The sequence below is a fragment of the Streptomyces sp. NPDC045967 genome, from assembly GCF_056430495.1.
In genome coordinates, this window is sequence record NZ_JBWKLE010000006.1 from 232,362 (window position 1) to 255,679 (window position 23,318).

The 23,318-nt window shown below is 73.3% G+C and carries 24 protein-coding genes; 11 read left to right on the forward strand and 13 right to left on the reverse strand.

The window, feature by feature from the left end; translation table 11 throughout:
- The first annotated feature begins 173 nt into the window (after positions 1–173).
- Together AC07FY_RS15725 and AC07FY_RS15730 are read left to right on the forward strand one after the other, a co-directional pair.
- Positions 174–1,538 (forward strand): M20/M25/M40 family metallo-hydrolase, encoded by a 1,365-nt coding sequence (locus tag AC07FY_RS15725; RefSeq protein WP_479006009.1) that lies wholly within the window; start codon positions 174–176, stop codon positions 1,536–1,538.
- 278 nt (positions 1,539–1,816) lie between these two features.
- Positions 1,817–2,512: an MBL fold metallo-hydrolase gene (locus AC07FY_RS15730; RefSeq protein ID WP_479006012.1), complete on the forward strand. Its 696-nt coding sequence runs from the start codon at positions 1,817–1,819 to the stop codon at positions 2,510–2,512.
- Positions 2,513–2,606: 94 nt separating this feature from the next.
- Here AC07FY_RS15730 and AC07FY_RS15735 read toward each other — a convergent pair whose 3' ends face one another.
- Complete coding sequence (locus AC07FY_RS15735; protein ID WP_479006014.1) at positions 2,607–3,644, reverse strand: NUDIX hydrolase; 1,038 nt, start codon at positions 3,642–3,644, stop codon at positions 2,607–2,609.
- Between the two features lie 189 nt (positions 3,645–3,833).
- Here AC07FY_RS15735 and AC07FY_RS15740 point away from each other — a divergent pair, with 189 nt between their 5' ends.
- Positions 3,834–4,853, forward strand: a complete 1,020-nt coding sequence (locus tag AC07FY_RS15740; protein WP_479006356.1) for a LacI family DNA-binding transcriptional regulator — start codon at positions 3,834–3,836, stop codon at positions 4,851–4,853.
- A 109-nt stretch (positions 4,854–4,962) separates the two neighbouring features.
- Here AC07FY_RS15740 and AC07FY_RS15745 read toward each other — a convergent pair whose 3' ends face one another.
- The 5 genes from AC07FY_RS15745 to AC07FY_RS15765 all read right to left on the reverse strand — a co-directional run bounded on the left by AC07FY_RS15745 (position 4,963) and on the right by AC07FY_RS15765 (position 9,534).
- A complete protein-coding gene (locus tag AC07FY_RS15745; RefSeq protein ID WP_479006017.1) occupies positions 4,963–6,261 on the reverse strand; it encodes a DUF6986 family protein in 1,299 nt (432 codons plus the stop codon).
- A 171-nt stretch (positions 6,262–6,432) separates the two neighbouring features.
- Entirely contained in the window at positions 6,433–7,395 is a 963-nt protein-coding gene (locus tag AC07FY_RS15750) for an electron transfer flavoprotein subunit alpha/FixB family protein (protein ID WP_479006020.1), read from the reverse strand.
- A gap of 59 nt (positions 7,396–7,454) precedes the next feature.
- Positions 7,455–8,240: an electron transfer flavoprotein subunit beta/FixA family protein gene (locus AC07FY_RS15755; protein WP_479006023.1), complete on the reverse strand. Its 786-nt coding sequence runs from the start codon at positions 8,238–8,240 to the stop codon at positions 7,455–7,457.
- Between the two features lie 201 nt (positions 8,241–8,441).
- Positions 8,442–8,975, reverse strand: a complete 534-nt coding sequence (locus AC07FY_RS15760; RefSeq protein WP_479006026.1) for a flavin reductase family protein — start codon at positions 8,973–8,975, stop codon at positions 8,442–8,444.
- A gap of 256 nt (positions 8,976–9,231) precedes the next feature.
- Positions 9,232–9,534, reverse strand: coding sequence for a TlpA family protein disulfide reductase (locus AC07FY_RS15765; protein ID WP_479006359.1), 303 nt, complete (start codon positions 9,532–9,534; stop codon positions 9,232–9,234).
- A gap of 344 nt (positions 9,535–9,878) precedes the next feature.
- Here AC07FY_RS15765 and AC07FY_RS15770 point away from each other — a divergent pair, with 344 nt between their 5' ends.
- Complete coding sequence (locus AC07FY_RS15770) at positions 9,879–10,601, forward strand: lysophospholipid acyltransferase family protein (protein WP_479006029.1); 723 nt, start codon at positions 9,879–9,881, stop codon at positions 10,599–10,601.
- A 71-nt stretch (positions 10,602–10,672) separates the two neighbouring features.
- Here AC07FY_RS15770 and AC07FY_RS15775 read toward each other — a convergent pair whose 3' ends face one another.
- Complete coding sequence (locus AC07FY_RS15775; RefSeq protein WP_479006032.1) at positions 10,673–11,020, reverse strand: hypothetical protein; 348 nt, start codon at positions 11,018–11,020, stop codon at positions 10,673–10,675.
- Between the two features lie 328 nt (positions 11,021–11,348).
- Between AC07FY_RS15775 and AC07FY_RS15780 the strand changes: the two genes are divergently transcribed.
- Complete coding sequence (locus AC07FY_RS15780; RefSeq protein WP_479006034.1) at positions 11,349–12,587, forward strand: MFS transporter; 1,239 nt, start codon at positions 11,349–11,351, stop codon at positions 12,585–12,587.
- Here the strand turns inward: AC07FY_RS15780 and AC07FY_RS15785 are convergent.
- Genes AC07FY_RS15785 through AC07FY_RS15800 form a run of 4 tightly spaced genes read right to left on the reverse strand, consistent with a single transcriptional unit; the run spans position 12,523 to position 16,439 of the window.
- Positions 12,523–13,125: a transglutaminase domain-containing protein gene (locus tag AC07FY_RS15785; protein ID WP_479006037.1), complete on the reverse strand. Its 603-nt coding sequence runs from the start codon at positions 13,123–13,125 to the stop codon at positions 12,523–12,525. The two genes, AC07FY_RS15780 and AC07FY_RS15785, sit on opposite strands and share 65 nt — an antisense overlap.
- A 46-nt stretch (positions 13,126–13,171) precedes the next feature.
- A complete protein-coding gene (locus tag AC07FY_RS15790) occupies positions 13,172–14,266 on the reverse strand; it encodes a threonine aldolase family protein (RefSeq protein ID WP_479006040.1) in 1,095 nt (364 codons plus the stop codon).
- Positions 14,245–15,006 carry an SDR family NAD(P)-dependent oxidoreductase gene (locus AC07FY_RS15795; RefSeq protein ID WP_479006043.1) on the reverse strand — a complete coding sequence of 254 codons (762 nt, stop codon included), beginning with the start codon at positions 15,004–15,006 and terminating at the stop codon, positions 14,245–14,247. Before AC07FY_RS15795 ends, AC07FY_RS15790 begins: the two co-directional genes overlap by 22 nt.
- Before the next feature lie 26 nt (positions 15,007–15,032).
- The gene (locus AC07FY_RS15800; protein ID WP_479006046.1) at positions 15,033–16,439 is read right to left on the reverse strand and encodes a DUF6421 family protein; all 1,407 of its coding nucleotides are present in this window, start codon (positions 16,437–16,439) and stop codon (positions 15,033–15,035) included.
- A 585-nt stretch (positions 16,440–17,024) separates the two neighbouring features.
- On the opposite strand from AC07FY_RS15800, the gene AC07FY_RS15805 reads away from it, so the two are divergent.
- Complete coding sequence (locus tag AC07FY_RS15805) at positions 17,025–17,168, forward strand: hypothetical protein (RefSeq protein WP_479006049.1); 144 nt, start codon at positions 17,025–17,027, stop codon at positions 17,166–17,168.
- Positions 17,169–17,359: 191 nt separating this feature from the next.
- Positions 17,360–18,052: a glycerophosphodiester phosphodiesterase gene (locus AC07FY_RS15810; protein WP_479006052.1), complete on the forward strand. Its 693-nt coding sequence runs from the start codon at positions 17,360–17,362 to the stop codon at positions 18,050–18,052.
- Positions 18,053–18,062: 10 nt separating this feature from the next.
- Here AC07FY_RS15810 and AC07FY_RS15815 read toward each other — a convergent pair whose 3' ends face one another.
- Positions 18,063–18,602 (reverse strand): GNAT family N-acetyltransferase, encoded by a 540-nt coding sequence (locus tag AC07FY_RS15815; RefSeq protein ID WP_479006055.1) that lies wholly within the window; start codon positions 18,600–18,602, stop codon positions 18,063–18,065.
- Positions 18,603–18,747: 145 nt separating this feature from the next.
- On the opposite strand from AC07FY_RS15815, the gene AC07FY_RS15820 reads away from it, so the two are divergent.
- From AC07FY_RS15820 to AC07FY_RS15835, 4 genes are all read left to right on the forward strand, one after another.
- Positions 18,748–19,257, forward strand: coding sequence for a DUF5134 domain-containing protein (locus AC07FY_RS15820; protein WP_479006056.1), 510 nt, complete (start codon positions 18,748–18,750; stop codon positions 19,255–19,257).
- Between the two features lie 80 nt (positions 19,258–19,337).
- A complete protein-coding gene (locus AC07FY_RS15825) occupies positions 19,338–20,276 on the forward strand; it encodes a M56 family metallopeptidase (protein ID WP_479006059.1) in 939 nt (312 codons plus the stop codon).
- Positions 20,277–20,380: 104 nt separating this feature from the next.
- Positions 20,381–21,088, forward strand: a complete 708-nt coding sequence (locus AC07FY_RS15830) for a phosphatase PAP2 family protein (RefSeq protein ID WP_479006062.1) — start codon at positions 20,381–20,383, stop codon at positions 21,086–21,088.
- Between the two features lie 37 nt (positions 21,089–21,125).
- Positions 21,126–21,746 (forward strand): TetR/AcrR family transcriptional regulator, encoded by a 621-nt coding sequence (locus AC07FY_RS15835; RefSeq protein ID WP_479006065.1) that lies wholly within the window; start codon positions 21,126–21,128, stop codon positions 21,744–21,746.
- 54 nt (positions 21,747–21,800) lie between these two features.
- On the opposite strand, the gene AC07FY_RS15840 is transcribed toward AC07FY_RS15835, so the two are convergent.
- The gene (locus AC07FY_RS15840) at positions 21,801–23,285 is read right to left on the reverse strand and encodes an LVIVD repeat-containing protein (protein WP_479006068.1); all 1,485 of its coding nucleotides are present in this window, start codon (positions 23,283–23,285) and stop codon (positions 21,801–21,803) included.
- Positions 23,286–23,318 lie beyond the last annotated feature (33 nt).

Consider the following 23,318-nt stretch of genomic DNA (forward strand, 5'->3'; position numbering starts at 1 on the left):
GCTGCTCCTGATCGCCCGTTGCTCCCGTACCGGGGAAATCCTACGGCGCGACACCGCCTCGCCCCGCTGTGCGAGGATCGGGGCTGTCTTCCGCCGTACCCGGCATACGCACACCCAAGCGGCTGCGGGTGGCGTACACACGGCACAACGTCGCACCCAAAAGGAGCGTGCCCATGTCCCAGAATCCGATCGCCGAGACCGTCGCCTCGCTGATGCCCCGCGCCAAGCGCGAGCTGACCGAGCTGGTGGCCTTCCAGTCGGTGGCGGACTGGGCGCAGTTCCCCAAGAGCGAGAGCGACGCCGCCGCGAACTGGGTGGCGGACGCGCTGCGCGCCGAGGGCTTCCAGGACGTGGCGCTGCTCGACACCCCCGACGGCACGCAGTCCGTGTACGGCTTCCTGCCGGGCCCCGAGGGCGCGCCGACGGTGCTGCTCTACGCGCACTACGACGTGCAGCCGCCGCTGGACGACGCCGCCTGGATATCCCCCGCCTTCGAGCTGACCGAGCGCGACGGCCGCTGGTACGGGCGCGGCTCCGCCGACTGCAAGGGCGGGTTCATCATGCACCTGCTGGCGCTGCGCGCCCTGAAGGCCAACGGCGGCGTGCCGGTGAGCGTGAAGGTGATCGTCGAGGGGTCCGAGGAGCAGGGCACGGGCGGCCTCCAGCAGTACGCCGAGGCCCACCCCGAACTGCTCGCCGCGGACGCCGTCGTCATCGGCGACGCGGGCAACTTCCGGCTCGGCCTGCCGACGGTGACGGCCACTTTGCGCGGGATGACCCTGCTCAAGGTCAGGATCGACACCCTGGGCGGCAACCTGCACTCCGGCATGTTCGGCGGGGTCGCGCCCGACGCGCTGGCGGCGCTGATCCGGCTGCTGGACTCGCTGCGCGCGGCGGACGGTTCGACGACCGTCGACGGGCTGGCGTCGGACGCGGTGTGGGAGGGCCTGCAGTACCCGGAGGCGGACTTCCGCGCCGACGCGAAGGTGCTCGACGGGGTCGAACTGATCGGTGAGGGCACGATCGCGGACCGCCTGTGGGCCCGCCCGGCCGTGACCGTCCTGGGCATCGACTGCCCGTCGGTGGCCGGTGCGACGCCGTCGGTGCACGCGAGCGCCGGCGCGCTGATCAGCCTGCGGGTGCCGCCGGGCGTGGACACCACGGAAGCCATCAAGCTGCTCGAGGCCCACCTGACGGCGCACACCCCGTGGCGGGCGAAGCTGAAGCTCGAGGTCGTGGGTCAGGGCCAGCCGTTCCAGGCGGACACCGACAGCCCGGCGTACGCGTCGATGGCGGCGGCCCTGCGGGTGGCGTACCCGGGTCAGGAGATGCAGGTCGCCGGCATGGGCGGCTCGATCCCGCTGTGCAACACGCTGACCCAGCTGTACCCGGATGCGGAGATGCTGCTGATCGGCCTCAGCGAGCCGGAGGCCCAGATCCACGCGGTGAACGAGAGCGTCTCTCCGCAGGAACTGGAACGGCTGTCGGTCGCCGAGGCCCTTTTCCTGGTCAACTACGCCCAGTCCCAGCACGCCTGACCGACCCCGGACGCCCGGCGGTCGCCACCGCCGGGCCCGCGGGCCGCCACATGCCCGCCCGGCGGGCCCTGCTGCCTCCCGCCCGCGGCCGCACCGCCGGGTCCGCGGACTGATCCCGCCCGGTCCCCGGGCCGCACCGCAGGGCCGAAGGCCGACCCCGACCGGCCCGTCCGGCCGCACCGCGCTCCGGGCTCGCTCTTCCCCGCCCGCACGGCCGCCCCGTCCGCTTCCGGTGAACCCGTCGGCGCCGGCCCGGGCCGAGGTCGTACGGTCGGGTCATGGACCTCGTCGAAGTGCTGCCGAACCGCCTCCACATGCTCCGCTTCCCCATCGGCCAGGCCTACCTCTGGCAGGACGACGGAGCCCTGACCCTGATCGACGCCGGCAACGTCGACTCCGCGACCGAGATCGAGGGGGCGATACGGTCCCTCGGACTGCGGCCGGACCGGCTGGAGCGGATCGTGCTGACGCACTGCCACCGCGACCACGTCGGCGCGGCCGGCGAACTCGCCGCCCGCTGGGGCGCCCGCGTGCTGGCGCACCGGCTGGACGCCCCGGTGATCCGCGGGGAGCGGCCCGGGCCGGAGCCGGTGCTGCTCGACTGGGAGGTGCCGCTGTACGCGCACGGCCTGACCGTGCCCGAGGCGCCGCCCACGGCGGTCGACCGGGAGGTCGAGGACGGGGAGGCGCTGGGCTTCGGGGACGGGGCCTACGCCGTGCACGCCCCGGGCCACACCGACGGCAGCATCGGCGTCCACCTCCCGCACCACGGCGTGCTGTTCACCGGGGACTGCGTGGCCGCGGTCGGCCCGCTGATGCTCGGCGTCTTCAACGTGGACCGGGCCGGGGCGGTGGACTCCTTCCGGCGGCTCGCCGCCCTCTCCCCCGCCGTCGCCTGCTTCGGCCACGGCGACCCGCTGACGACGGACACGGCCGCCGCGCTCGCGAAGGCGGCGGCCGGCACCGAGGTCTGAGCGGGGCGGGGCCGGTCCGGGAACAGTCCGGGTCGAACCGGACCGACCGGAACCGGACCGAACCGGACTCGCCCTGACCGGACCTGACCGGAGCTCAGCCGACCGGAACGCCGGCCTCCAGATAGAGGGCACGACCCCGCTCCCGGGCGCGCAGCGCCCAGCGCAGGCGCTCGTAGCGGTGCTGCGGGAGCAGCCCGGCGGCCTCGGTCTCGGTCACGAAGCGCCAGGCCCGCAGTTCGGGGCCGGGCAGCCGGAGCCGGGCCGCCGCGCCGTCGGGGAGGCGGCCGCCGTCGAAGAGCAGGCGCAGGCCCCCGTACCCGGGCGGTTGCGGGCGCTCCCAGTCCACGACCAGCAGCCCGGGCGCCCGGTCGAGTACCAGCCCCAGTTCCTCGGCGACCTCCCGTACGCCCGCGCACGCCGGCGCCTCCCCGGCCTCCACCACGCCGCCGGGGAACTCCCAACCCGCCTTGTACGTCGGATCCACCAGCAGCACGCGGTCGTGGTCGTCGAAGAGCAGCACACCGGACGCCACGGTCTCCCGGGTGGGCTCCGGGGTCTGCACGATGTCGCAGACGCCGGCCGCTTCCGTGCGCACGGCTTCGGCGATCCGTTCCGCGGTCTCCCGCACGCTCAGCGCGCCGTTGTCGATGACGTGCGCGTCGGCGGTGAGCCAGCCGAGCGCGTGCTGGTAGGCGGGGATGTGGTCGTAGGCCCATTGCCGGACGCGCAGGTCGACGTCCTGCGGGTCCCCGGCCTCCTCGCGCGTCGCGATCCGCGTCCGCAGGATCGTTTCCGCTGGGGCGAGGAGCACATGCCGCACCGGTATCCGCCGAGCCGCCAGCGCGCCGAAGATCTCGTCCCGGTACTCCTGCCGCAGCAGCGTCATCGGGACGACGAGCACCCCGCCCAGTTCCGCGAGCATCGCCGCCGCCGTGTCCACCACCAGGCGGCGCCAGCTCGGCAGGTCCTGATAGTCGGAGACCTCCGCCAGCCGCTTGCGCGGCAGCAGCACCCGCAGCACGTCGCCGATGAGCTCCGGGTCGAACAGGGCGCTGTGCGGCAGGATTCCGGTCAGTTCGCGAGCCGTGCTGGTCTTCCCGGCGCCGAATGCGCCGTTGATCCAGACAATCACGTCTACCCCTCTCCCCATGGCTCGTCCGGAGCCCCCAGTGGCTTGCCCGTCCCACCCCGGCGCGGAAACCTCACTATCGGCCGAGTGCTTATCCTCGAGGTCAGCGCCCCGCCCGCGATCTACGGAGGTTTCCCCGCCGTGCCCCACAGCCGCCGCCCGTCCGACCCCCGATACGGAAACCGGCCGACCATGAAGGACGTGGCGGCCCGGGCCGGTGTGGGCCTGAAAACGGTGTCGCGCGTGGTCAACGGGGAGGCGGGTGTCACCCCCGACACCGAGCGGCGGGTCCAGGAGGCCATCGACGCGCTGGGATTCCGCCGCAACGACAGCGCGCGCGTGCTGCGCAAGGGCCGCACCGCGACGGTGGGTCTGATTCTGGAGGACCTCGCCGACCCCTTCTACGGGCCGCTGAACCGCGCCGTCGAGGAGGTGGCCCGCGCACACGGGGCGCTGCTCGTCAACGGCTCCAGCGCCGAGGACCCGGACCGGGAGCGTGAGTTGGCGCTCGCGCTGTGCGCGCGCCGGGTGGACGGGCTGATCGTGATTCCGGCGGGCGACGACCACCGCTACCTGGAGCCGGAGATCAGGGCGGGTGTGGCCACGGTGTTCGTGGACCGCCCCGCAGGCCGGATCGACGCGGACGTGGTCCTGTCCGACAGCTTCGGCGGTGCCCGCGACGGGGTGGCGCATCTGATCGCGGGCGGCCACCGCAGGATCGGCTTCATCGGGGACCACCCCCGCATCCACACGGCGACGGAGCGGCTGCGCGGCTACCGCGCGGCGATGGCGGAGGCCGGCCTTCCGGTGGCCGGATCCTGGGTGTCGCTCGGTTCCACGGCGCCCGGGCGGGTCGCGGCGGCGGCCCGGGCGATGCTGGCCGGCCCCGACGCGGTCTCGGCGGTGTTCGCGGGCAACAACCGCGTGACGGTCACGCTCGTACGGGTCCTGGCGGACCGGGAGCGCGCGCGGGAGCCGGGGCTGCCGGGGGCGCATCCGGTGGCCCTGGTCGGCTTCGACGACTTCGAGCTGGCCGACCTGCTCCGCCCCGGCGTGACGGTGGTCGCCCAGGACGCAGCGGCGTTGGGCCGGGTGGCCACGGACCGCCTCTTCCGGCGCCTGGCCGGGGCGGACCTCCCGCCGGCCCGCATCGAACTCCCCACCCGCCTGATCCCCCGCGGCTCGGGCGAGCTCCCGCCTCCGGCCGGGTAGCCGGCGCCGGGGGCAGCCCCGGCCCAGGTGGCCTGCGGCCCGGCCCCGTGGGAACGGGGCCGGCTCGCAGGAGGACCGACCGGCCGGCGTCCGCGTCCGCGTCGGGTGCCTACGCGCTGGCCGTCAGGGTCGCGGACCGGCGCGGGATCGCGAAGGCGTCCAGTTCGGCGCGGGTCAGGCCGGTCAGGGCGGTGACCTCGTCGGCGCCGACGGCGCCGCAGTCCAGGCCGCGGACCAGGTAGCCGGCGAGCGCCTTGGCGGTGGCGGGCTCGTCCATCACATCGCCCTCGATCTTGGCGACGTACGCCTTCAGGCGCGCGGCAGCCGTGTGCAGGCCCTCGCGGTAGAAGGTGAAAACGGCCGCGTAGCGGGTCGGCAGGTGGCCCGGGTGCATGTCCCAGCCCTGGTAGTAGGCACGGGCCAGGGCGCGGCGGGTCAGGCCGTAGTGCAGCTTCCAGGCTTCGTGGACCTTCTCGGTGGTCCCGATGGGCAGCACGTTGGTCGAGCCGTCGGAGACGCGGACGCCGGTGCCGGCCGCCGCGACCTGCATGATCGCCTTCGCGTGGTCGGCGGCCGGGTGGTCGCTGGCCTGGTAGGCGGCGGAGACGCCGACGCAGGCGCTGTAGTCGAAGGTGCCGTAGTGCAGGCCGGTGGCGCGGCCCTTGGACGCCTCGATCATCCGGGCCACGGTGGCCGTGCCGTCGGCGGCCAGGATGGACTGGCTGGTCTCGATCTGGATCTCGAAGCCGATCCGGCCGGAGCGCAGGCCGCGGGTGGCCTCGAAGGCCTCCAGCAGCTTGACGAAGGCGCTGACCTGCTCGGCGTAGGTGACCTTGGGCAGGGTGAGGACGAGGTTCTCCGGCAGGCCGCCGTGGGCGAGCAGGCCGGAGAGGAAGACGTCGGTGGTGCGGATGCCGCGGTCGCGGACGTTGGACTCCATGCACTTCATGCGGATGCCCATGTACGGGGCGTTCGTGCCGTTGGAGTACGCCTCGGAGATCAGGCGCGCGGCGCGCGCGGCGGCCTGGTCCTCCTCCTCGTCGGAGCGGACGCCGAAGCCGTCCTCGAAGTCGACGCGGAGGTCCTCGATCGGCTCGCGCAGCAGCTTGGCGCGGACGCGGTCGTAGACCGGTACGGCCAGCTCGTCGGAGATGCCCAGTACCTTGGCGAAGGTGGCGGCGTCGGGCGCGTGCTCGTCGAGCGCGGCGAGGGCCTGGTCGCCCCAGGAGCGGATGGTGTCCGCGGCGAAGACGTCACCGGGCACGTAGACGGTGTGGATCGGCTGGCGGGTGCCGGGGTCGCCCGGGTAGTGGCGCGCGAGTTCCGCGTCCACCGGGGCGAGGGAGGCGCTGATGCCCTCGCTGACCGCGCCTGCGAGGCTCGTCGCCACCTTCTCCTGCTGACCCATCGTGCACTCTCCTCTTTTCCGCTTCACGGAATCTTAGATCCGCATAGCAGAATTTAGTCACGGGGTTCCGCTCAGTCAATGGTCCCTCCGCCGTCCCGGGGAAACGACTCGGGGCCGTGCGGTGAGAATCACCACACGGCCCCGGAGGCGGAGAGATACGCAGGTCAGGGACTAGCCCTTGCGCGCCTTGATCTCGCCGGTCAGCTGCGGGACGACCGTGAAGAGGTCGCCGACCACGCCGTAGTCGACCAGGTCGAAGATCGGGGCCTCGGCGTCCTTGTTGATGGCCACGATGGTCTTCGAGGTCTGCATGCCGGCCCGGTGCTGGATCGCGCCGGAGATGCCCGAGGCGATGTACAGCTGCGGGGAGACCGACTTGCCGGTCTGGCCGACCTGGTTGGAGTGCGGGTACCAACCGGCGTCGACGGCGGCGCGCGAGGCACCGACGGCGGCACCGAGGGAGTCCGCGAGCTCCTCGATGATGTGGAAGTTCTCGGCGCCGTTGACACCGCGGCCGCCGGAGACCACGATCGCGGCCTCCGTCAGCTCGGGGCGGCCGGTCGACTCGCGCGGGGTGCGGCCGGTGACCTTGGTGCCGGTGGCCAGGGCGCCGAAGGTGACGGCGAGCGTCTCGACGGCGCCGGCGGCCGGAGCGGCCTCGACCGGGGCCGAGTTCGGCTTCACGGTGATGACCGGGGTGCCCTTGGAGACGCGGGACTTGGTGGTGAACGACGCGGCGAAGGCGGACTGCGTCGCGACCGGGCCCTCGTCACCCGCCTCGAGGTCCACGGCGTCGGTGATGATGCCGGAGCCGATGCGGACGGCGAGGCGCGCGGCGATCTCCTTGCCCTCGGCGGAGGACGGGACGAGCACGGCGGCCGGGGAGACCGCCTCGTACGCGGCCTGGAGCGCGTCCACCTTCGGTACGACGAGGTACTCGGTGAACTCGGGGGCGTCGGCGGTGAGGACCTTCACCGCGCCGTGCTCGGCGAGCACCGCGGCGGTGGCGTCGGCGCCGGCGCCCAGGGCGACGGCGACCGGCTCGCCGATGCGGCGGGCCAGCGTCAGCAGCTCGAGGGTGGGCTTGCGGACGGCGCCGTCCACGTGGTCGACGTAGACGAGAACTTCAGCCATGGGACTGCTCTCCTGCGATTGCGAAGTGTCTGGGGGCTACTGAGAGGTGGCCGAAGCCCTTAGATGAACTTCTGGCCGGCCAGGAACTCGGCCAGCTGCTTGCCGCCCTCGCCCTCGTCCTTGACGATCGTGCCGGCGGTGCGCGCCGGGCGCTGCGCCGCGGAGTCGACCGCGGTCCAGGAGCCGGCCAGACCGACCTCGTCGGCCTCGATCTCCAGGTCCTCCAGGTCCCAGGACTCCACCGGCTTCTTCTTGGCGGCCATGATGCCCTTGAAGGACGGGTAGCGGGCCTCGCCCGACTGGTCCGTCACCGAGACGAGCGCGGGGAGGGAGGCCTGCAGCTGCTCGCTGGCGGTGTCGCCGTCGCGGCGGCCGGTCACGGTGCCGTCCTCCACCTTGACCTCGGAGAGCAGGGTGACCTGCGGGACGCCCAGGCGCTCGGCCAGGATCGCCGGGAGGACGCCCATCGTGCCGTCGGTCGAGGCCATGCCGGTGATGACCAGGTCGTAGCCGGCCTTCTCGATCGCCTTGGCGAGCACCAGGGAGGTGCCCATGACGTCGGTGCCGTGCAGGTCGTCGTCCTCCACGTGGATGGCCTTGTCGGCGCCCATCGACAGCGCCTTGCGCAGCGCGTCCTTGGCGTCCTCGGGGCCCACGGTCAGGACGGTGATCTCCGCGTCGTCGGCCGCGTCGGCGATCTGCAGGGCCTGCTCGACGGCGTACTCGTCGAGCTCCGACAGCAGGCCGTCGACGTCGTCACGGTTGACGGTCAAGTCCTCGGTGAACTGCCGGTCGCCGGTGGCGTCGGGCACGTACTTCACACAGACAACGATCCTCAGGCTCACGCCGGCTCTCCTACCGCATCGTCTTTTCTGGTACCGCCTTGTGCAGGCAGCATAGGCGCCTCGTCGGGCGGATCCCGGTCGGGGCGGCCCGCGCTCCGAAGGGAATGTTACTCGTCAGTACACCGTGGGTGCCGCACGGGCGCAAGCTCGGCGAACTGTGATCTGTCCAACGCCGACCAACCCGGCCCCAACAGGGACGATTCAGTCGCGCAGCGCGTTGAAGCGTCCTTGGTGGTACAGCAGGGGGCGGCCCTCCCCGGCCGGATTCCCCGCGACCGCCTCAGCGATGATCACACGGTGCTCGCCCGCCGGCACCCTCGCCACCACCTTGCAGACCAGCCAGGCCGGCACGCCGTCCAGTACGGGAACCCCGTGCGGCCCCGTGCTCCAGTCGGTGTCCGGGCCGAAGCGGTCCGCCCCGCTCCGGGCGAAGAGGCCCGCGAGCTCCCGCTGGTGCTCCCCGAGTATGTGGACCCCGAGGTGGTCGCTGTCGCGCACCGCCGGCCAGCTGGAGGAGCCGGTGGCGATGGTGAAGGACAGCAGCGGCGGGTCGGCGGAGACGGAGTTCAGCGAGGTGGCGGTGAAGCCCGCCGGGCGCCCGCAGGTCTCGGCGGTGATCACCGCGACGCCGGCGGCGTGCCGCCGGAACACGGAGCGCAGCAGGTCGGGCGAGCCGGGTCGCACCTCGGCGGACCGGGCGGCGGGGGCGGTGGGCGGGGCCACAGGAGCGGTCATCGGGGTGCTTCCTTCTGCCGCGGAGCACGCGGGCGCTGTCGTGTCGGGATCGGGGGCCGGGACGCTCAGTGGCCCGGACAGCGCGCGCTCGCACAGCGTACGAGGTCCACGTGGACCCGCCCGTGGAGCAGGAGTTCAAACGGCATACGGCCAGCGTGGCGATCTCCCGTGTACACAGTCAAGCGGGAACCGTCAGATGTCGGGCGCGTCACGCCGCGTGCGGGTCCGCGGTGCCGCGCGCGCCCCGGCGCGGGCCTCATACGGCGGCGCCCAGGGCCGCGATCACGTCCGCCTTGCGCGGCATCCCGGCCGCCCGGCGCACGATCCTGCCCGCCGCGTCCAGGACGAGCACGGTCGGGGTCTTCTCGATCCCCAGGGACCGGACCAGGGCGAGCCGGTCCTCGGCGTCGATCTCGATGTGCGCCACCCCCTCGACCATCCCCGCGACCTCGGCGAGGATCCGCCGGGTGGCCCGGCAGGGCTGGCAGAAGGCACTGGAGAACTGCACCAGGGTGGCGCGCTCCCCCGGCTCCGCCCCCAGCTCCGCGGCGCCGAGCACGGCCGGGCCGTCCGCAGCGCGAAGCCCGCCCGGGCCGTCCGGGCCGTCCGCCCCGTCGCCGTGCCGCCCGCCATCCTGTGCGCGCACCCGCACTCCCCTCGCCCTCTTCGCCCGCGGACGCCGTCTTACGCTTACGCGCCCCCTGCTCGTACGCTCGTACCCTGTTCGCAGCGCCCTGTGCGGGGAGCGCATTCCCGGCGTGACGAGAATCTCTCCGGACCCGGTCGTCTGGGCTGGCCAGCGAGCCCGCGTTTGGGGCACCATCCCCCATGGGTCGCGTACCTACGCTTCCGTAACTTCCGGCCGGGAGCACCTCCCCAGGCAGAAAGCGGGATCTCCCCACCATGGCTGAGCTCGTCTACCCTCCCGTGATCGGCGCCGCGCACGGCCTGTTCCGTGCGCTGGACATCCGTATCGACATGAAGGGCACCGAGAACATCCCCCGCAAGGGCGGCGCGGTCCTGGTGTCGAACCACATCGGCTACCTCGACTTCATCTTCGCCGGGCTGGCGGCACGGCCGCAGAAGCGCCTGGTGCGCTTCATGGCGAAGGAGTCGGTATTCCGGCACAAGGTGTCCGGTCCGCTGATGCGGGCGATGAAGCACATCCCGGTGGACCGCAAACAGGGTGAGACGGCCTACGAGCACGCCCTGGACTCGTTGCGGTCCGGTGAGATCATCGGGGTGTTCCCGGAGGCGACGATCTCCCAGTCCTTCACCCTCAAGAGCTTCAAGTCGGGTGCGGCGCGCATGGCCCAGGAGGCCGGGGTCCCGCTGATCCCGGTGGCCCTGTGGGGCACCCAGCGACTGTGGACCAAGGGCCGCCCGAAGAACCTCAAGCGCAGCCACATCCCGGTGACGATGCGGGTCGGCGAGCCGATCGAGGCGCCCACCGATCAGTACGCGGGGGCCATCACCCGCCGTCTGCGCGAGCGCGTGCAGGAGCTGCTGGACGCGGCGCAGCGCGCCTACCCGGAGAAGCCCCGGGACGCGGGCGACTCCTGGTGGCTGCCGGCCCACCTCGGCGGGACCGCCCCGACGGCGGCGCAGGTCCGCGAGGCGGGCTGACCCCTCCCCCACCGACGAGGTCGGCCCCGGGACCCGGCCGGGTCCCGGGGCCGACCCCTTCCCGGCGGTGTTCAGTGGCCCGGCGGGCCGCACGGGGCCGCGACGCACTGCCATTGCGGCGTGCGGGGCGGGATGAACACCCCGGGGTCGTCCGGTGTGCCGTGGGCGTCCTCCCGCCCGACGGGGGGTTCGCCGGTGGGCGGGTCGCCCTGCGGCCGGTGTCCGAAGATGCTCCCGGCGCCGGGGGGCGCGAGGTACAGCAGGTTGGCCTTGTCGCCGTCACCCCGGTCCGCCGTGGCTGCCGGCGGCGCCGCGGGGGTGGCGGCGAAGGCGGTCGTGGGCACGAGCGCGCCCCCCGCGGCCAGAGCGGCCGAGACGGTGAGCAGGGCGACCCGTCGGGTCGGGAACGGGTGGGTCATGGCGGTTCTCCTCGGGGTGGTAAGGACGGATCGGTCCCTCCAGTACGCCCCGCCGGCTGCGGCGCGTCATGCCCCGGCCTGTCGTGGCTTGACGGATCGAGGAGCTCATGGCTCGCCGTTAGGACTCGCGCTCGCGGCGTGGGTGGGCCGCCACCCGGGAGCGGCCCGCGTGGTGGAGCGGTACCGGCGGCGGACCGGTCCGCGCCGCTCCCGCGCGGGATCTCCGCCCTCCGGCGGGAGGCTCCCGCAGCCGGATGCTTTCGCCGTACACACCCACGACGTAACGTCCTCAGCGGTCATGGCGTTGCACCGGCGGGAAGGGGGCGGGATGAGCGGGTTCGGGCGGTACCTCGCGGCGGCGCTGGCGGCGCGGTTCGCCTCCGAGGGCATGGGGATGGCCGTGGTCCTGCTCGCCCTGGAGCGCACCGGCAGCGCCTCGTACGGGGCGTTCGTACTGACGGCCTGGCTCGCCCCGCACGTCCTGGCGGCTCCGCTCGCGGGCGCCGCCGCGGGCCGGACCCGTCGGCCGCGGCTCTTCCACCTCGGCACGCTGGCCGGGTTCACGGCCGCCGTGGCAGCGCTGGCCCTGCTGGTGGGCCGGGTGCCGCTGCCGCTGGTGCTCGCCGTGGCGGTGCTCGGCGGCAGCTGCGGGCCGATGGTGACGGGGGGACTGTCCAGCCTGGTCACCGGGCTGGTCCCGGCCGGCGCCGGGCGGGACCGCGCCTACGGCTGGGACGCCTCCACCTACAACGCGGCCGCGGTGACCGCGCCGGCGGCGGTCAGCCTGGTCGCGGCCGCGGGATCGGCGGCTCCGGCCATGGCGGTCCTGGCGGTGTCCGGTGCACTGGCGGCCGCGCTCGCCGCCACCCTGCCGTACGGCGCTCCGGGCGCGGGTGCGTCCAAGGAGCCGTCCCGGGCCGGGCTGGGTGCCGGGCTCGCCGCCCTGTGGCGGGTGCGGCAGCTGCGGGCGGTCACCTCGGCGACCACCTTGGCGTTCCTGGGCATCGGCTCCCTCACCACCACCTCGGTCCTGCTGGCGGCCGGGCTCGGCAGCCCGGGCGGCGGGGGCCTGCTGATGACGGCCTTCGCGGTGGGCGCCCTGGCGGGCTCGCTGACGCTGGGGCGGATGACGGCCGTGGAGCCGGGCCGGCTGGTGCGGTGGGCCCTGGCCGGGACGGGGGCGGCGCTGACCGCGGCCGCCTTCGCGCCGTCCCTCGCCGCCATGGCGGCCCTGTTCGCGGTGGCCGGGGTGTGCGACGGGCCGCTGCTGACGGCCACCTTGCGGATCCGCTCGGAGCACGCGCCGGACGCGGTGCGGACGCAGGTGTTCACCCTGGGCGCCGGGCTCAAGATGACGGCGGCCTCCGCCGGGGCCGCCCTGGTCGGGTTCGCCGCCGACGCGCCCGCGTGGACGCTGCTGGTCGGGATCGCCGCGCTCCAGCTCGCGGCGGCCCTGCTGCACGTGCTGACGGCGGGGCGTCGGGCCGCGCCGGCGGCCGCTGTCACAGGGCCGTCGGCAGGTTCTCCCACAGCCGCGTCCGGTCGGCGGAGTCCTGGAGCGCCGTGAGCGCGGCCGGGTGCGGGGCGGCGTACAGCTCGGGGTAGTCGATCTCGCCGAGCTCGGGGCGTATGGGGAACGCCAGTCGCTCCACGTCGAGGCTGAACCGGGCGTCCACGCCGGGCTTGTTGCCGCGCGGGTCCACCCGGGACCACCGGTCGGCGCCGGGGAGCCGGAGCGCGACCAGGCCGTGGACGACCGGGTTGGATCCGTCGTCGTCGGCGAGCAGCTGGTAGCACAGGGCCGCCGGAATGCCCCGGGCACGCAGCAGCGCGGCGAGCGCGTGCGCCTTGGCGTAGCAGATGCCGTTGCGGGTGGCCAGGACCTCGGAGGCGCGCCAGGCGACGCGGGGGTCGCCGGAGTCGGCGGAGTGCGGGACGGCGTCACGCACGAAGGTGAAGACCGCTTCGGCGTACGCGTACGGGTCGCCGTGCGTCGCGGTCCAGAAGGCGTCGGCGGTTTCGCGCACCAGCGGGTGCTCGTGGTCCACGGCGTCGTCCGCGGCCAGATAGGCGGACAGGTCGGGCTGCTCCTGGATCAATTCCATGACCCAGGAGCATACCTATGCGACCATTCGCAAAACTATCGAATATTCAGCGCGCCAGTTCTTCCTTCAGCGCCTGGAGGAAGCCGTCCACGTCTTCCTCCTGGGTGTCGAAGCCGCACATCCAGCGGACATCGCCCGCGGTCTCGTCCCAGAAGTAGAAGCGGTACCGCTCCTGCAGCCGCCGCGAGACCTCGTGGGGCAGCCGCGCGAACACCGCGTTCGCCTGCACCGGGTAGAGGATCTCCACGCCGTCCGTCTCGCGCACACCGGCGGCGAGCCGCTGCGCCATCGCGTTGGCGTGACGGGCGTTGCGCAGCCACAGGTCCTTCGTGAGCAGCGCCTCCAGCTGGACGGAGACGAACCGCATCTTGGACGCCAGCTGCATCGACATCTTGCGGATGTGCTTCATCTGCCGGACCGCGTCCGGATTGAGCACCACCACGGCCTCGCCGAACATCATGCCGTTCTTCGTGCCGCCGTACGACAGCACGTCCACGCCCACCGTGTTCGTGAAAGTGCGCATCGGCACGTCGAGCGAGGCCGCGGCGTTGGCTATCCGGGCCCCGTCGAGGTGCACCTTCATGCCCAGGCCGTGCGCGTGCTCGCAGATGGCCCTGATCTCGTCCGGCGTGTAGACCGTGCCGAGCTCGGTGTTCTGGGTGATCGAGACGACCTGGGGCATCGCCCGGTGCTCGTCCTCGAAGCCCCAGGCCTCCTGGTCGATCAGCTCGGGGGTGAGCTTGCCGTCCGGCGTCGGGACGGCGAGGAGCTTCAGGCCCGCCATCCGCTCCGGCGCGCCGCCCTCGTCCACGTTGATGTGGGCGCTCTTGGCGCAGATCACCGAGCCCCACCGGTCGGTCATGGCCTGCAGGGCGGTGACGTTGGCGCCCGTGCCGTTGAAGACCGGGAAGGCCTGCGCGTACGGGCCGAAGTGGCTGCGGAAGACCTTCTGCAGGTGTTCGGTGTACTCGTCCTCGCCGTAGGCGACCTGGTGGCCGCCGTTGGCGAGCGCGACGGCCGCGAGGACCTCGGGGTGCACCCCCGCGTAGTTGTCGCTGGCGAAACCGCGGACCGCCGGGTCGTGGTGGCGCCGGGCGTCGGTCTTCCCGGTATCGGTTCTCACGGTTGCGGAGTGAGCCACAGACGCTGTCCGTTCACATCGATTGCGGGGCGGTCCCAGACGCCGGCGACGGCCTCGGCCAGCTCCTTGACGTCGGTGAAGCCCGCGAACTTCGCATTGGGACGCTCGGCGCGCATCGCGTCGTGCACCAGTGCCTTGATGACCAGGATCGCAGCCGCCGCACCGGGCCCGTCCTCGCCCCCCGCCTTGCGGAAGGAGTCCGCGAGGGCCAGCGTCCAGGCCTCCGCGGCCGCCTTGCCCGCGTTGTAGGCGGCGTTGTTGGCGACCGGCTTGTGCGCACCGGACTGGCTGATCAGGACGTAGCGGCCGCGGTCGCTGCGCAGCAGTCCGTCGTGGAAGGCGAGCGAGGTGTGCTGGACCGTGCGGATGAGGAGCTTCTCCAGGAAGGCCCAGTCCGTGAGGTCGACGTCGGTGAAGGTCTTGCTGCCGCGCCAGCCGCCGACGAGGTGGACCAGCCCGTCGACCCGGCCGAACTCCTTCTCGATCTGTTCGGCCCAGGCCCGTGTGGCCGCGAGGTCGAGCAGGTCCACGGTGTCGCCGGTGATGGTGGCACCGCCGTGGGCATAGCGCGCGGCGTCCACGGCCTCGGCGAGCCGCGCCGGATCGGCGTCGGACGCGATGACCACGGCGCCCGCCTCGGCGAGGCGCAGCAGGGTGGCGCGGCCGGCGGGGCCGCCGGCCCCGGCCACCGCCACGACCGCTCCGTGCAGGTTTCCGTTGCCGTCTGCGGAGCCGTTCATCTGTACAGCCTCCTGTGGGCGGTCGCTCACGCGGCGACTCGCTCGGCCTGCTCGGCGTTGCCGGCGGTGATGCCCTTCGCGGAGGCGATCACGCCCTTGAGCTTCTTGGCGAGGGCCTCATAGAACATGCTGAGCGGAAACTCGTCCGGAAGCACGTCGTCCACCAGTTTGCGCGGGGGCAGCGTCATGTCGAGGGCGTCGGGGCCCTTGGCCCACTTGGAGCCCGGGTGGGGAGCGAGGTAGGTCGAGACCAGCTCGTAGGCCTTGAACCAGTGCACCAGCTTCGGGCGGTCGATGCCGGCCCGGTAAAGGTCCTCGATCTCGGCACACAGCTGGTTGGTGACCTGCGGGGCGCGCATCCAGTCGATCTTCAGCTTGTTGTCCGTCCACCGCACGACGTCGTGCTTGTGGAGGTAGGCGAAGAGCAGCTGGCCGCCGAGGCCGTCGTAGTTGCGGTTGCGGTCGCCCGACACCGGGAAGCGGAACATCCGGTCGAACAGGACGGCGTACTGGACGTCGCGGCCGTGCTCGTTGCCCTCGGACTCCAGCTTCACGGCCTCCTTGAAGGCGGTGAGGTCGCAGCGCAGCTCCTCCAGTCCGTACATCCAGAACGGCTGGCGCTGCTTGATCATGAAGGGGTCGAATGGCAGGTCGCCGTGGCTGTGGGTGCGGTCGTGGACCATGTCCCACAGGACGAAGGCCTTCTCGCAGCGCTCCTGGTCCTGGACCATGGCGGCGATGTCCTCGGGCAGCTCGATGCCCAGGATGTCGACCGCGGCCTCGGTGACCTTGCGGTAACGGGCGGCCTCGCGGTCGCAGAAGATGCCGCCCCAGGTGAAGCGCTCGGGGGCCTCGCGCACGGCGATGGTCTCCGGGAAGAGCACGGCGGAGTGGGTGTCGTAGCCCGGGGTGAAGTCCTCGAAGGTGATGCCGAGGAAGAGCGGGTTGTCGTACCGGGTGCGCTCGAGCTCGGCGAGCCACTCGGGCCACACCATGCGCAGGACGACGGCTTCCAGATTGCGGTCCGGGTTGCCGTTCTGCGTGTACATGGGGAACACCACGAGGTGCTGGAGCCCGTCGGTGCGCTCGGCGGCCGGCTGGAAAGCCAGCAGCGAGTCGAGGAAGTCGGGCACCCGGAAGCCGTCGGCAGCCCACTTGCGCAGGTCCGCGACGAGCGCCCGGTGGTACGCCGCCGCGTGCGGGAGCAGCCCCGACAGCGCCTCGACGCCCTCGATCACGCGCTCGACCGCGGCCTCGGCCTCGGCCCGGGTGGGTGCCCCGGCGGCCTCGAAGTCGATGGAGCCGTCCTTGGCCTGCCAGGGGCGGATCTCCTCCACGGCGGCCTTGAGCGCGGGCCACGCGGGGTGGTCGACCACCCGCGCCCCGGCGGTTATCGCGGCACCGCCGACGCCCGGCACAAGAGTTTCCGTCATGTCACTTCCTCCACAGGAGAACCTCACGTCAAGGCAGGGTAAACGGCGCAGGCTCTCCCGTTCAAGAGGGATCTCCGGAAATTATCCGGCGCCACCCCCTGCTTCGCCGAAAGTCTTCCCGTCCGCCAAGGTGGAACTGATAGTTCCGCCGAGTGTGGCCATGGCGTCCCGGGCGGGCGGCAGCACGCCGGTCAGGGCCAGGAAGCCGTGGAACATCCCCGGTACTCGTCCGGGAGGGAGGGGACGGCGCACGCGCCGAGCCCGCGGTGGTAGGCCCGCCCCTGGTCCCGCAGCGGGTCGCACCCGGCCGCCACCAGGTGCGCGGGCCGCGCGCAGCGGGGAGGCCAGCGGATTCGCCCCGTTGCCGCCGGGTCCCCGGTACTGCTCCCAGAACCAGCGCGGGTGGGCGGGCCCGGGCGGCGGACGCCGAGGCCCCGGTGCTCAAGCACGGGCTGCTGCTGCGGGTCCGGCTCGGGCACCTCGCCGAGCCGCCCGGCGCGCGATGGCGGAGGGCCATCCGGAGCGCACCCGGGAGGAGCTCGCCGCCGTACGGGAGGCCACGGCCCGGGCGGACCGGGATCCGGAGTGGCCTTCCCCGCGCTCGCGCTGCGCTGGAGCGAACGGCAGCACCTGGCGGAACCGGAGCTCGGCGAAGCCCTGCTCCAGGACCTGGCCGGTCTGGCCGGCGCAGCCCGTCAAGCCGATGGGGACGCGCCCACCCCCGGGTGACGGCGACGGCCCCGCGACCGGCCTCGCGGGGGCTCACAACCCCGACGGGAAGCGGCCCGTGCCCCCGGGCGGGGCCTTGCACGGCCGGTCCCTTCGCACCGTCGGCGCACTAGCATGCGTGCTCATCGCGCGCGGCCGGTCGGGACACCGCGTCCGTGCGGGGAGCCGCCGTCGACGGAAGCGAGAGAACCTTGACTTTCCTCACCATCGGTCACCGCGGGGTCATGGGTGTCGAACCGGAGAACACCCTGCGGTCGTACCTCCGAGCGGAACGTTCCGGCATGGACGTCATCGCCGTGGACGTCCGGCTGAGCAAGGACGGCGCCCTCGTCGCCCTGCACGACCCCGAGGTGGACCGGACCACCGACGGCTCGGGGGCCGTCCGCGATCTGACCCTGGACGAACTGCGCGGACTGGACGCCGGTCAGGGCGAGCGGGTGCCGGTCCTGGAGGACGTGCTGGCAGCGGTCCGGACCCCGCTCCAGGTGACGGTGCGCGACCGGGCCGCCGCCGACGCCCTCGCGGAACTGCTGCTGCGCCGCGACCTGACCGCCCGGGTCGAGGTGGCCTCCGGTGACGACGCGCTGCTCGCGGAGGTGGCGCGGCGGGTGCCCGGCGTCCGGACGGTGCTGCACGCGGCCGCGCCCGCCGACGGGGCCGAGCACGTCGTGGGCCGGGCGGCGGCCGCGGGCGCGGCGGCGGTCACGTTGGACATCCGGCGGCTGAGCCTGGAGACCGTGCAGGCGGTGCACGCCGCCGGACTGCGGGTGACGGGCCGGTCCGTCAACACCCTGGACCTGCTGCGGCTGGCGCGGGCGCTCGAACTGGACGGCGCCCTCACCGACTTCCCCGAGATCCGCAGCACCGGCCGCTTCACCGCATAGGTGCGCCCGGCTACAGCGACTTGACCAGCAGCTCGAAGGCCAGGTCGTCCCGGAGCGGGACGCCGAAGCGCTCGTCACCGTAGGGGAAGGGGCTCAGCTCGCCGGTCCGCCGGTAACCGCGGCGCTCGTAGTAGGCGATGAGCTCCTCCCGTACGTTCACCACCGTCATCCGCATCTCCTTGGCGCCCCACGTGTCACGGGCGCGACGCTCGGCCTCGGCCAGGATCTCCTTGCCGAGGCCCGCGCCCTGGAGCCCGGGACGGACCGCGAACATCCCGAAGTACACGTGGTCACCCCGGTGTTCGAGGTGGCAGCAGGCGACGATCTCCTCCGCGCGCTCCACGACCACCAGCGTGCTGTCGGCCGCTTCGATGATCTGGCGGACCCCGCCCTCGTCGGTGCGCTGCCCTTCGAGGTAGTCGGCCTCCGTGGTCCAGCCGCCGCGGCTGGCGTCGCCCCGGTACGCCGACTCCACGAGGGCCACCAGCTCGCTCACGTCCGCCTCGACGGCACTGCGGAAGCTGAGGGCGGCGGGGTTGGCGGTCGACATCGTGACTCCGTTCTGCGCGGTGGCATGCGGCATGCCGGATGCGGCGGGGAGAGCCTATCCCGGCGCCGCGTGAAGGGGCGGCGAGAGGGGCATCCCTTCCCCTGACGCCGACGAACCGGGAGGTTCCGCCGTGCACGGTTCCGCCATGTCCCCTTCCGACCTCGCCTCCGCCTGGCTGCTCGTCGTGCTCTGCGCGGTGAGCGGGGCGTACTGCCTGCGCCAGGTCCGCAGATCGGGCGGCGCGGCGGCCGGGGAGGCCGTGATGGCGTTCGGCATGGCGCTGATGGCGGTGCCCCTCGGGGACCGGGACGGGTGGCAGGCGCTCCTGCTCGGCGCGGTGTTCTGCGCCGCCGCCCTGCACGGGGTGTGGCTGCTGCGCGGCGGGGCGCACCACGCCCACCACCTGGTGGGCTCGCTGGCCATGGCCTACATGGCGCTGAGGGCTGCGGCCGGACACGGGCACGGCGGCGGGCCGTCCCTGGTCACCGGCCTGCTGCTGCTCTACTTCGCCGGATACGTCCTGCTGGGCGGGGCCCGGCTGGTAGCGGCGGGCGGGGGCCCGCAGGGCGGCTATCCGGTCGCGTCGCCCGAGCTGTCCCGGGCCTGCCGACTGGCCATGGGGATGGGGATGTTGGCGATGCTGCTGATGATGTGAGGGCCGGGCGCACGTGTCCTGCGTCACCAATCCGCCGCGGCCGTACCCGCAGGTAGCCCCGCGCTCATAGGCTGGCGCCCATGATGGTCCCCGCCGCACTCCTGCTGCTCGGCGCCCTGACCGCGCTCCTCGCGCCCCGGCTGCTCGCCCGTGCCCGCTGGCCCGAACGCGAACCGGTCGTGGCCCTGTGGGTGTGGCAGTGCGTGGTCGGCGCGGTGCTCCTGTGCTTCGGGCTGTCGATGCTGCTGAGCGCGGCCGCGGCCTGGCAGGCGGTGCGCGGCCGGCTCTTCGCGGCCGCCCCGCACGGGGTCGTCGACGCCTACGCCCTGGGCGCTTCGGGCGGCCCCTGGGCGGCCGGTACCGCGCTCGTCCTCGCGGGCGGGGCGCTGTGGACCGCGGCGATGCTGGCCCGCGAGGTGCTCGGGGCGCGGGCCAGGCGCCGGGCGCAGGGCAGCGAACTGCTGGTGCGGGCCCCGCTGCTGCCCGGGGAGGACCCGACGGGCGCGCGGCTCGTCGTCCTGGAGGGCCCGCGGCCGGATGCCTGGTGGCTGGCGGGGGCGGCCCCGCAGCTGGTGGTCACGACGGCGGCGCTGGGCCGGCTGAAGGGGAGCCAGCTCGACGCCGTGCTGGCCCACGAGCAGGGGCACGCGGCGGCCCGGCACGACTGGCTGCTGCACTGCTCGCGGGCTCTGGCCGGGGGCTTCCCGCAGGTGCCGGTCTTCGCGGCCTTCGAGGCGCAGATGCACCGCCTGGTCGAATTGGCCGCCGACGACGTGGCCTCGCGGCGGTACGGGCGGCTCACGATCGCACTGGCCCTGGTCGGGCTGAACGAGGACCGCGGGGTGTTCGGCCCCTCCGCGGCCCCGCAGGCGCACGTCCAGGAGCGGGTCGCCCGGCTGCTGTCGGCCGCGCCGCGGCTCTCGGCGCTGCGCAGGCTCCGGCTGACGGCGCTGGCCGCGCTGGTCCCGGCGGTACCGCTGCTGGTGGCGTTCGGGCCCGGACTGAGCGCCCTGGGATAGGCGCTGCCCTCCACGTGGAGCCTGGCCCGCGACCCTTCGACGACAGGACCCGGCGCTCCGCGCGGCTCCGGGCTCCTGACCCGGGCGGTGCGAGGATCGTCCGTATGCGCAGTGATCAGCGGGACGGCCGGCGGGGTGGTGGCCTGCGGGGGGCGGGTGTCGCGTGTGCGTTGCTCGCGGCCGTGCTGACGGCGCTGGTCGCGGCGCGGTGGCGGCCGCTCCCCTCGTACGAGGGCCGGCTGCTCCGGGACCTGCACCTGCACGCCGTCGCCCAGCCGGGGGTCACCCGGGCGATGCGGATCCTCACCGACTGGGTGTGGGATCCCTGGACCATGCGGATCCTGGCCGTCGTCGCGTGCGTGCTGCTCTGGTGGCGCGGTCGGCGGGAGGGGGCGGTACGGGTGGCGGTGGCGGTGCTCGTGGCCAGTGCGGTGCAGCAGGGCCTGAAGGCGCTGCTGGGGCGGGAGCGTCCGCAGTGGCCCGATCCGGTGGACCGGGCCGACTTCGCGGCCTACCCCTCGGGCCACGCGATGACGGCGACGGTGGTGTGCGGAGTGCTGCTGTGGCTGCTCCCCCGCGGGGCCCCTCGGTGGGCGCGGCTCGCGGCGTGGGCCGCGGCCGCGGTCTCGGTGTTCGGGGTGGGGTTCACCCGGCTGTACCTCGGGGTGCACTGGCCGTCGGACGTGGTGGGCGGATGGCTGCTGGGCGTGGCCGTGGTGGCACTCGCCGCGGCCCTGCCGGCCCGCCCCGGGAGGTGTGCCTGCCCTGGGCGATCCCCCGTGTCACCCAGAGCAGGCGGTCCCGCGCGCTGAGTATATTGGCTCAGAGCCAGTCAACGCAGGAGTAAGCATGGTCCCGCGCAGCGCATCGGTCAATGAAGAATTGCGCAGACGTTCCCGGGAGCGGCTGCTCCAGGCGACGGTCGAGCTCGTCGCCGAGCGCGGTTACGAGGCCACGACCCTCGGCGACATAGCCGACCGGGCGGGCGCGGCACGCGGCCTGGTCTCGTACTACTTCCCGGGCAAGCGGCACCTGCTGCAGTCGGCGGTGCACCGGCTGATGCACCTCACCCTGGACGCGGCACTGGAACGCGAGCCGCGCAGCGAGGACGGGCGGGAGCGGCTGGCGCGCGCCATCGACGCGATCCTCGGGCTGGCCCGGGAGCAGCCGCTGCTGATGCGGACGCACATGGCGGGCATCCTCACGGCCGAGGGTTTCGTCCGGTGCCCGGAGCAGCAGCGCCTCGCGGAGCTGCTCCGGGACACCCTCGCCCGGTACGGCTCGTCCGACGTGGACGCGGACTACCCCCTGCTGCGGGCGCTGCTGATGGGCGCCGTGGTGGCGGTCCTGCTGCCCGGTGCGCCCATGCCGCCGGCCCTGCTGCGGGCGGAGCTGTTCGCCCGCTACGGACTGGACTGGGAGCTCGGTGTTCCGCCGGACGGCGAACCGCCCGGCGGAACGTCTCCCTGAGGTCGCCGGAGGCCCTGGCGGCCGGGACCCCGGCCGCCAGGGCCCCGGCGCGGGTCAGTTGTACTCGGGCTGCGTCTGGACGTTGAGCCGGTCCATGCGCACCCGCGCGGCGCTGTCGGTGCGCCGGTCGTCGAGCCGCAGCACGTCGAAGCCCTTGGCGATGTCGTTCGAGTAGATGTGGCCGTTGTAGTAGTAGGCCGACCAGGAGCCGCCGAGGCCGAGCGCGTCGGTGGTCAGCGGGCCGCGCTCGAAGTAGCCGATCTCCTTGGGCTGTGCGGAGTCGGTGAACTCCCACACCGAGACACCGCCCTGGTACCAGGCCTGCACCATGATGTCGCGGCCGCCGCCGACCGGGATCAGCGAGCCGTTGTGCGCCACGCAGTTCTCGGTGTCGGCCTGGTGGCGCGGGATCTTGAAGTAGCTGCGGAAGGCGAGCTTGCGCTGGTCGCCGCGGCCGGTGATGTCGTAGATCCCGTCGGCGCCCCGGTCGGGGCCGGTGGCCGCGTTGCAGGTGGCGCCGCCACCGCCGCCGAGCTCGTCGGTGAACACCACCTTGTCCGCCCGCTCGTTGAAGGTCGCCGAGTGCCAGAACGCGAAGTTCACGTTGTCCTGCACACGGTCGATGACCCTCGGCTGCTCGGGCCGGCTGATGTCGAAGAGGATGCCGTCGCCCATGCAGGCGCCGGCGGCCAGGTTCTTCGAGGGCAGCACGGTGATGTCGTGGCAGCCGGTGGTCTTGGAGACGCCCGGGTTGGTGGGCCCGCCCGGGTTGCCGCCGTCGGGGAACAGGATCGGGAAGGCGACGACCGCGGCCCGGGTCGGCGCCTTCTTCGGGACCTTCACCACGGAGATGCCGTCGTGCGGCGGCTTGCAGTCGGGGAACGCCTCGTTCGGGGAGTAGGAGGCGACGTACAGGTAGATGTCGCGGCCGTCCGGCACCAGCGTGTGGGTGTGCGAACCGCAGTTGGTCTCGACGGACTTGATGTACTTGGGGTTCTTCTTGTCCTTGATGTCGAAGATCTTGATGCCCTCCCAGGAGGACTTCTCCGTGGCGGGCTGGGAGACGCTGCTGCAGGAGTCGTCGCTGCGCGAGGAGTCGGTGGAGAGGAAGAGCAGGTCCCCGTGGACGGAGATGTCGTTCTGCCCGCCGGGGCACAGCACCTGGCTGACGGTCTTGGGCGCCCGCGGGTTGCCCAGGTCGTAGATCGTGAATCCGTTGTAGTTGCCCGCGTAGGCGTACCCGCCCTGGAAGGCCAGGTCGGTGCTGATCGCCGCGCTCTCGGCGAGCGGGACGTTCGCCAGGTGCTTGATGTTCTTGCTGTGCACGATCTCGTCCTGGCCGGGGATCTCGCCGGGGGCGATCTCCCGGCCCTCGGCGAGGCCCGCGTCCTGCCGGCTGCCGCCGCCCGGCACCAGGTCGCCCGGGTCGGGGGTGGCGGCCGCCGGCCCGGCGGTCAGGAGCGTGGCGAGGAGCCCGGCCGCCGCGACGGCCGCCCCCACCCTCGCTGTGCGCACTCTTCGGCTGTGGAACGAGCTCACTGTGCCCTCCCAAAGGAGTCCGGTCGGTTCCGC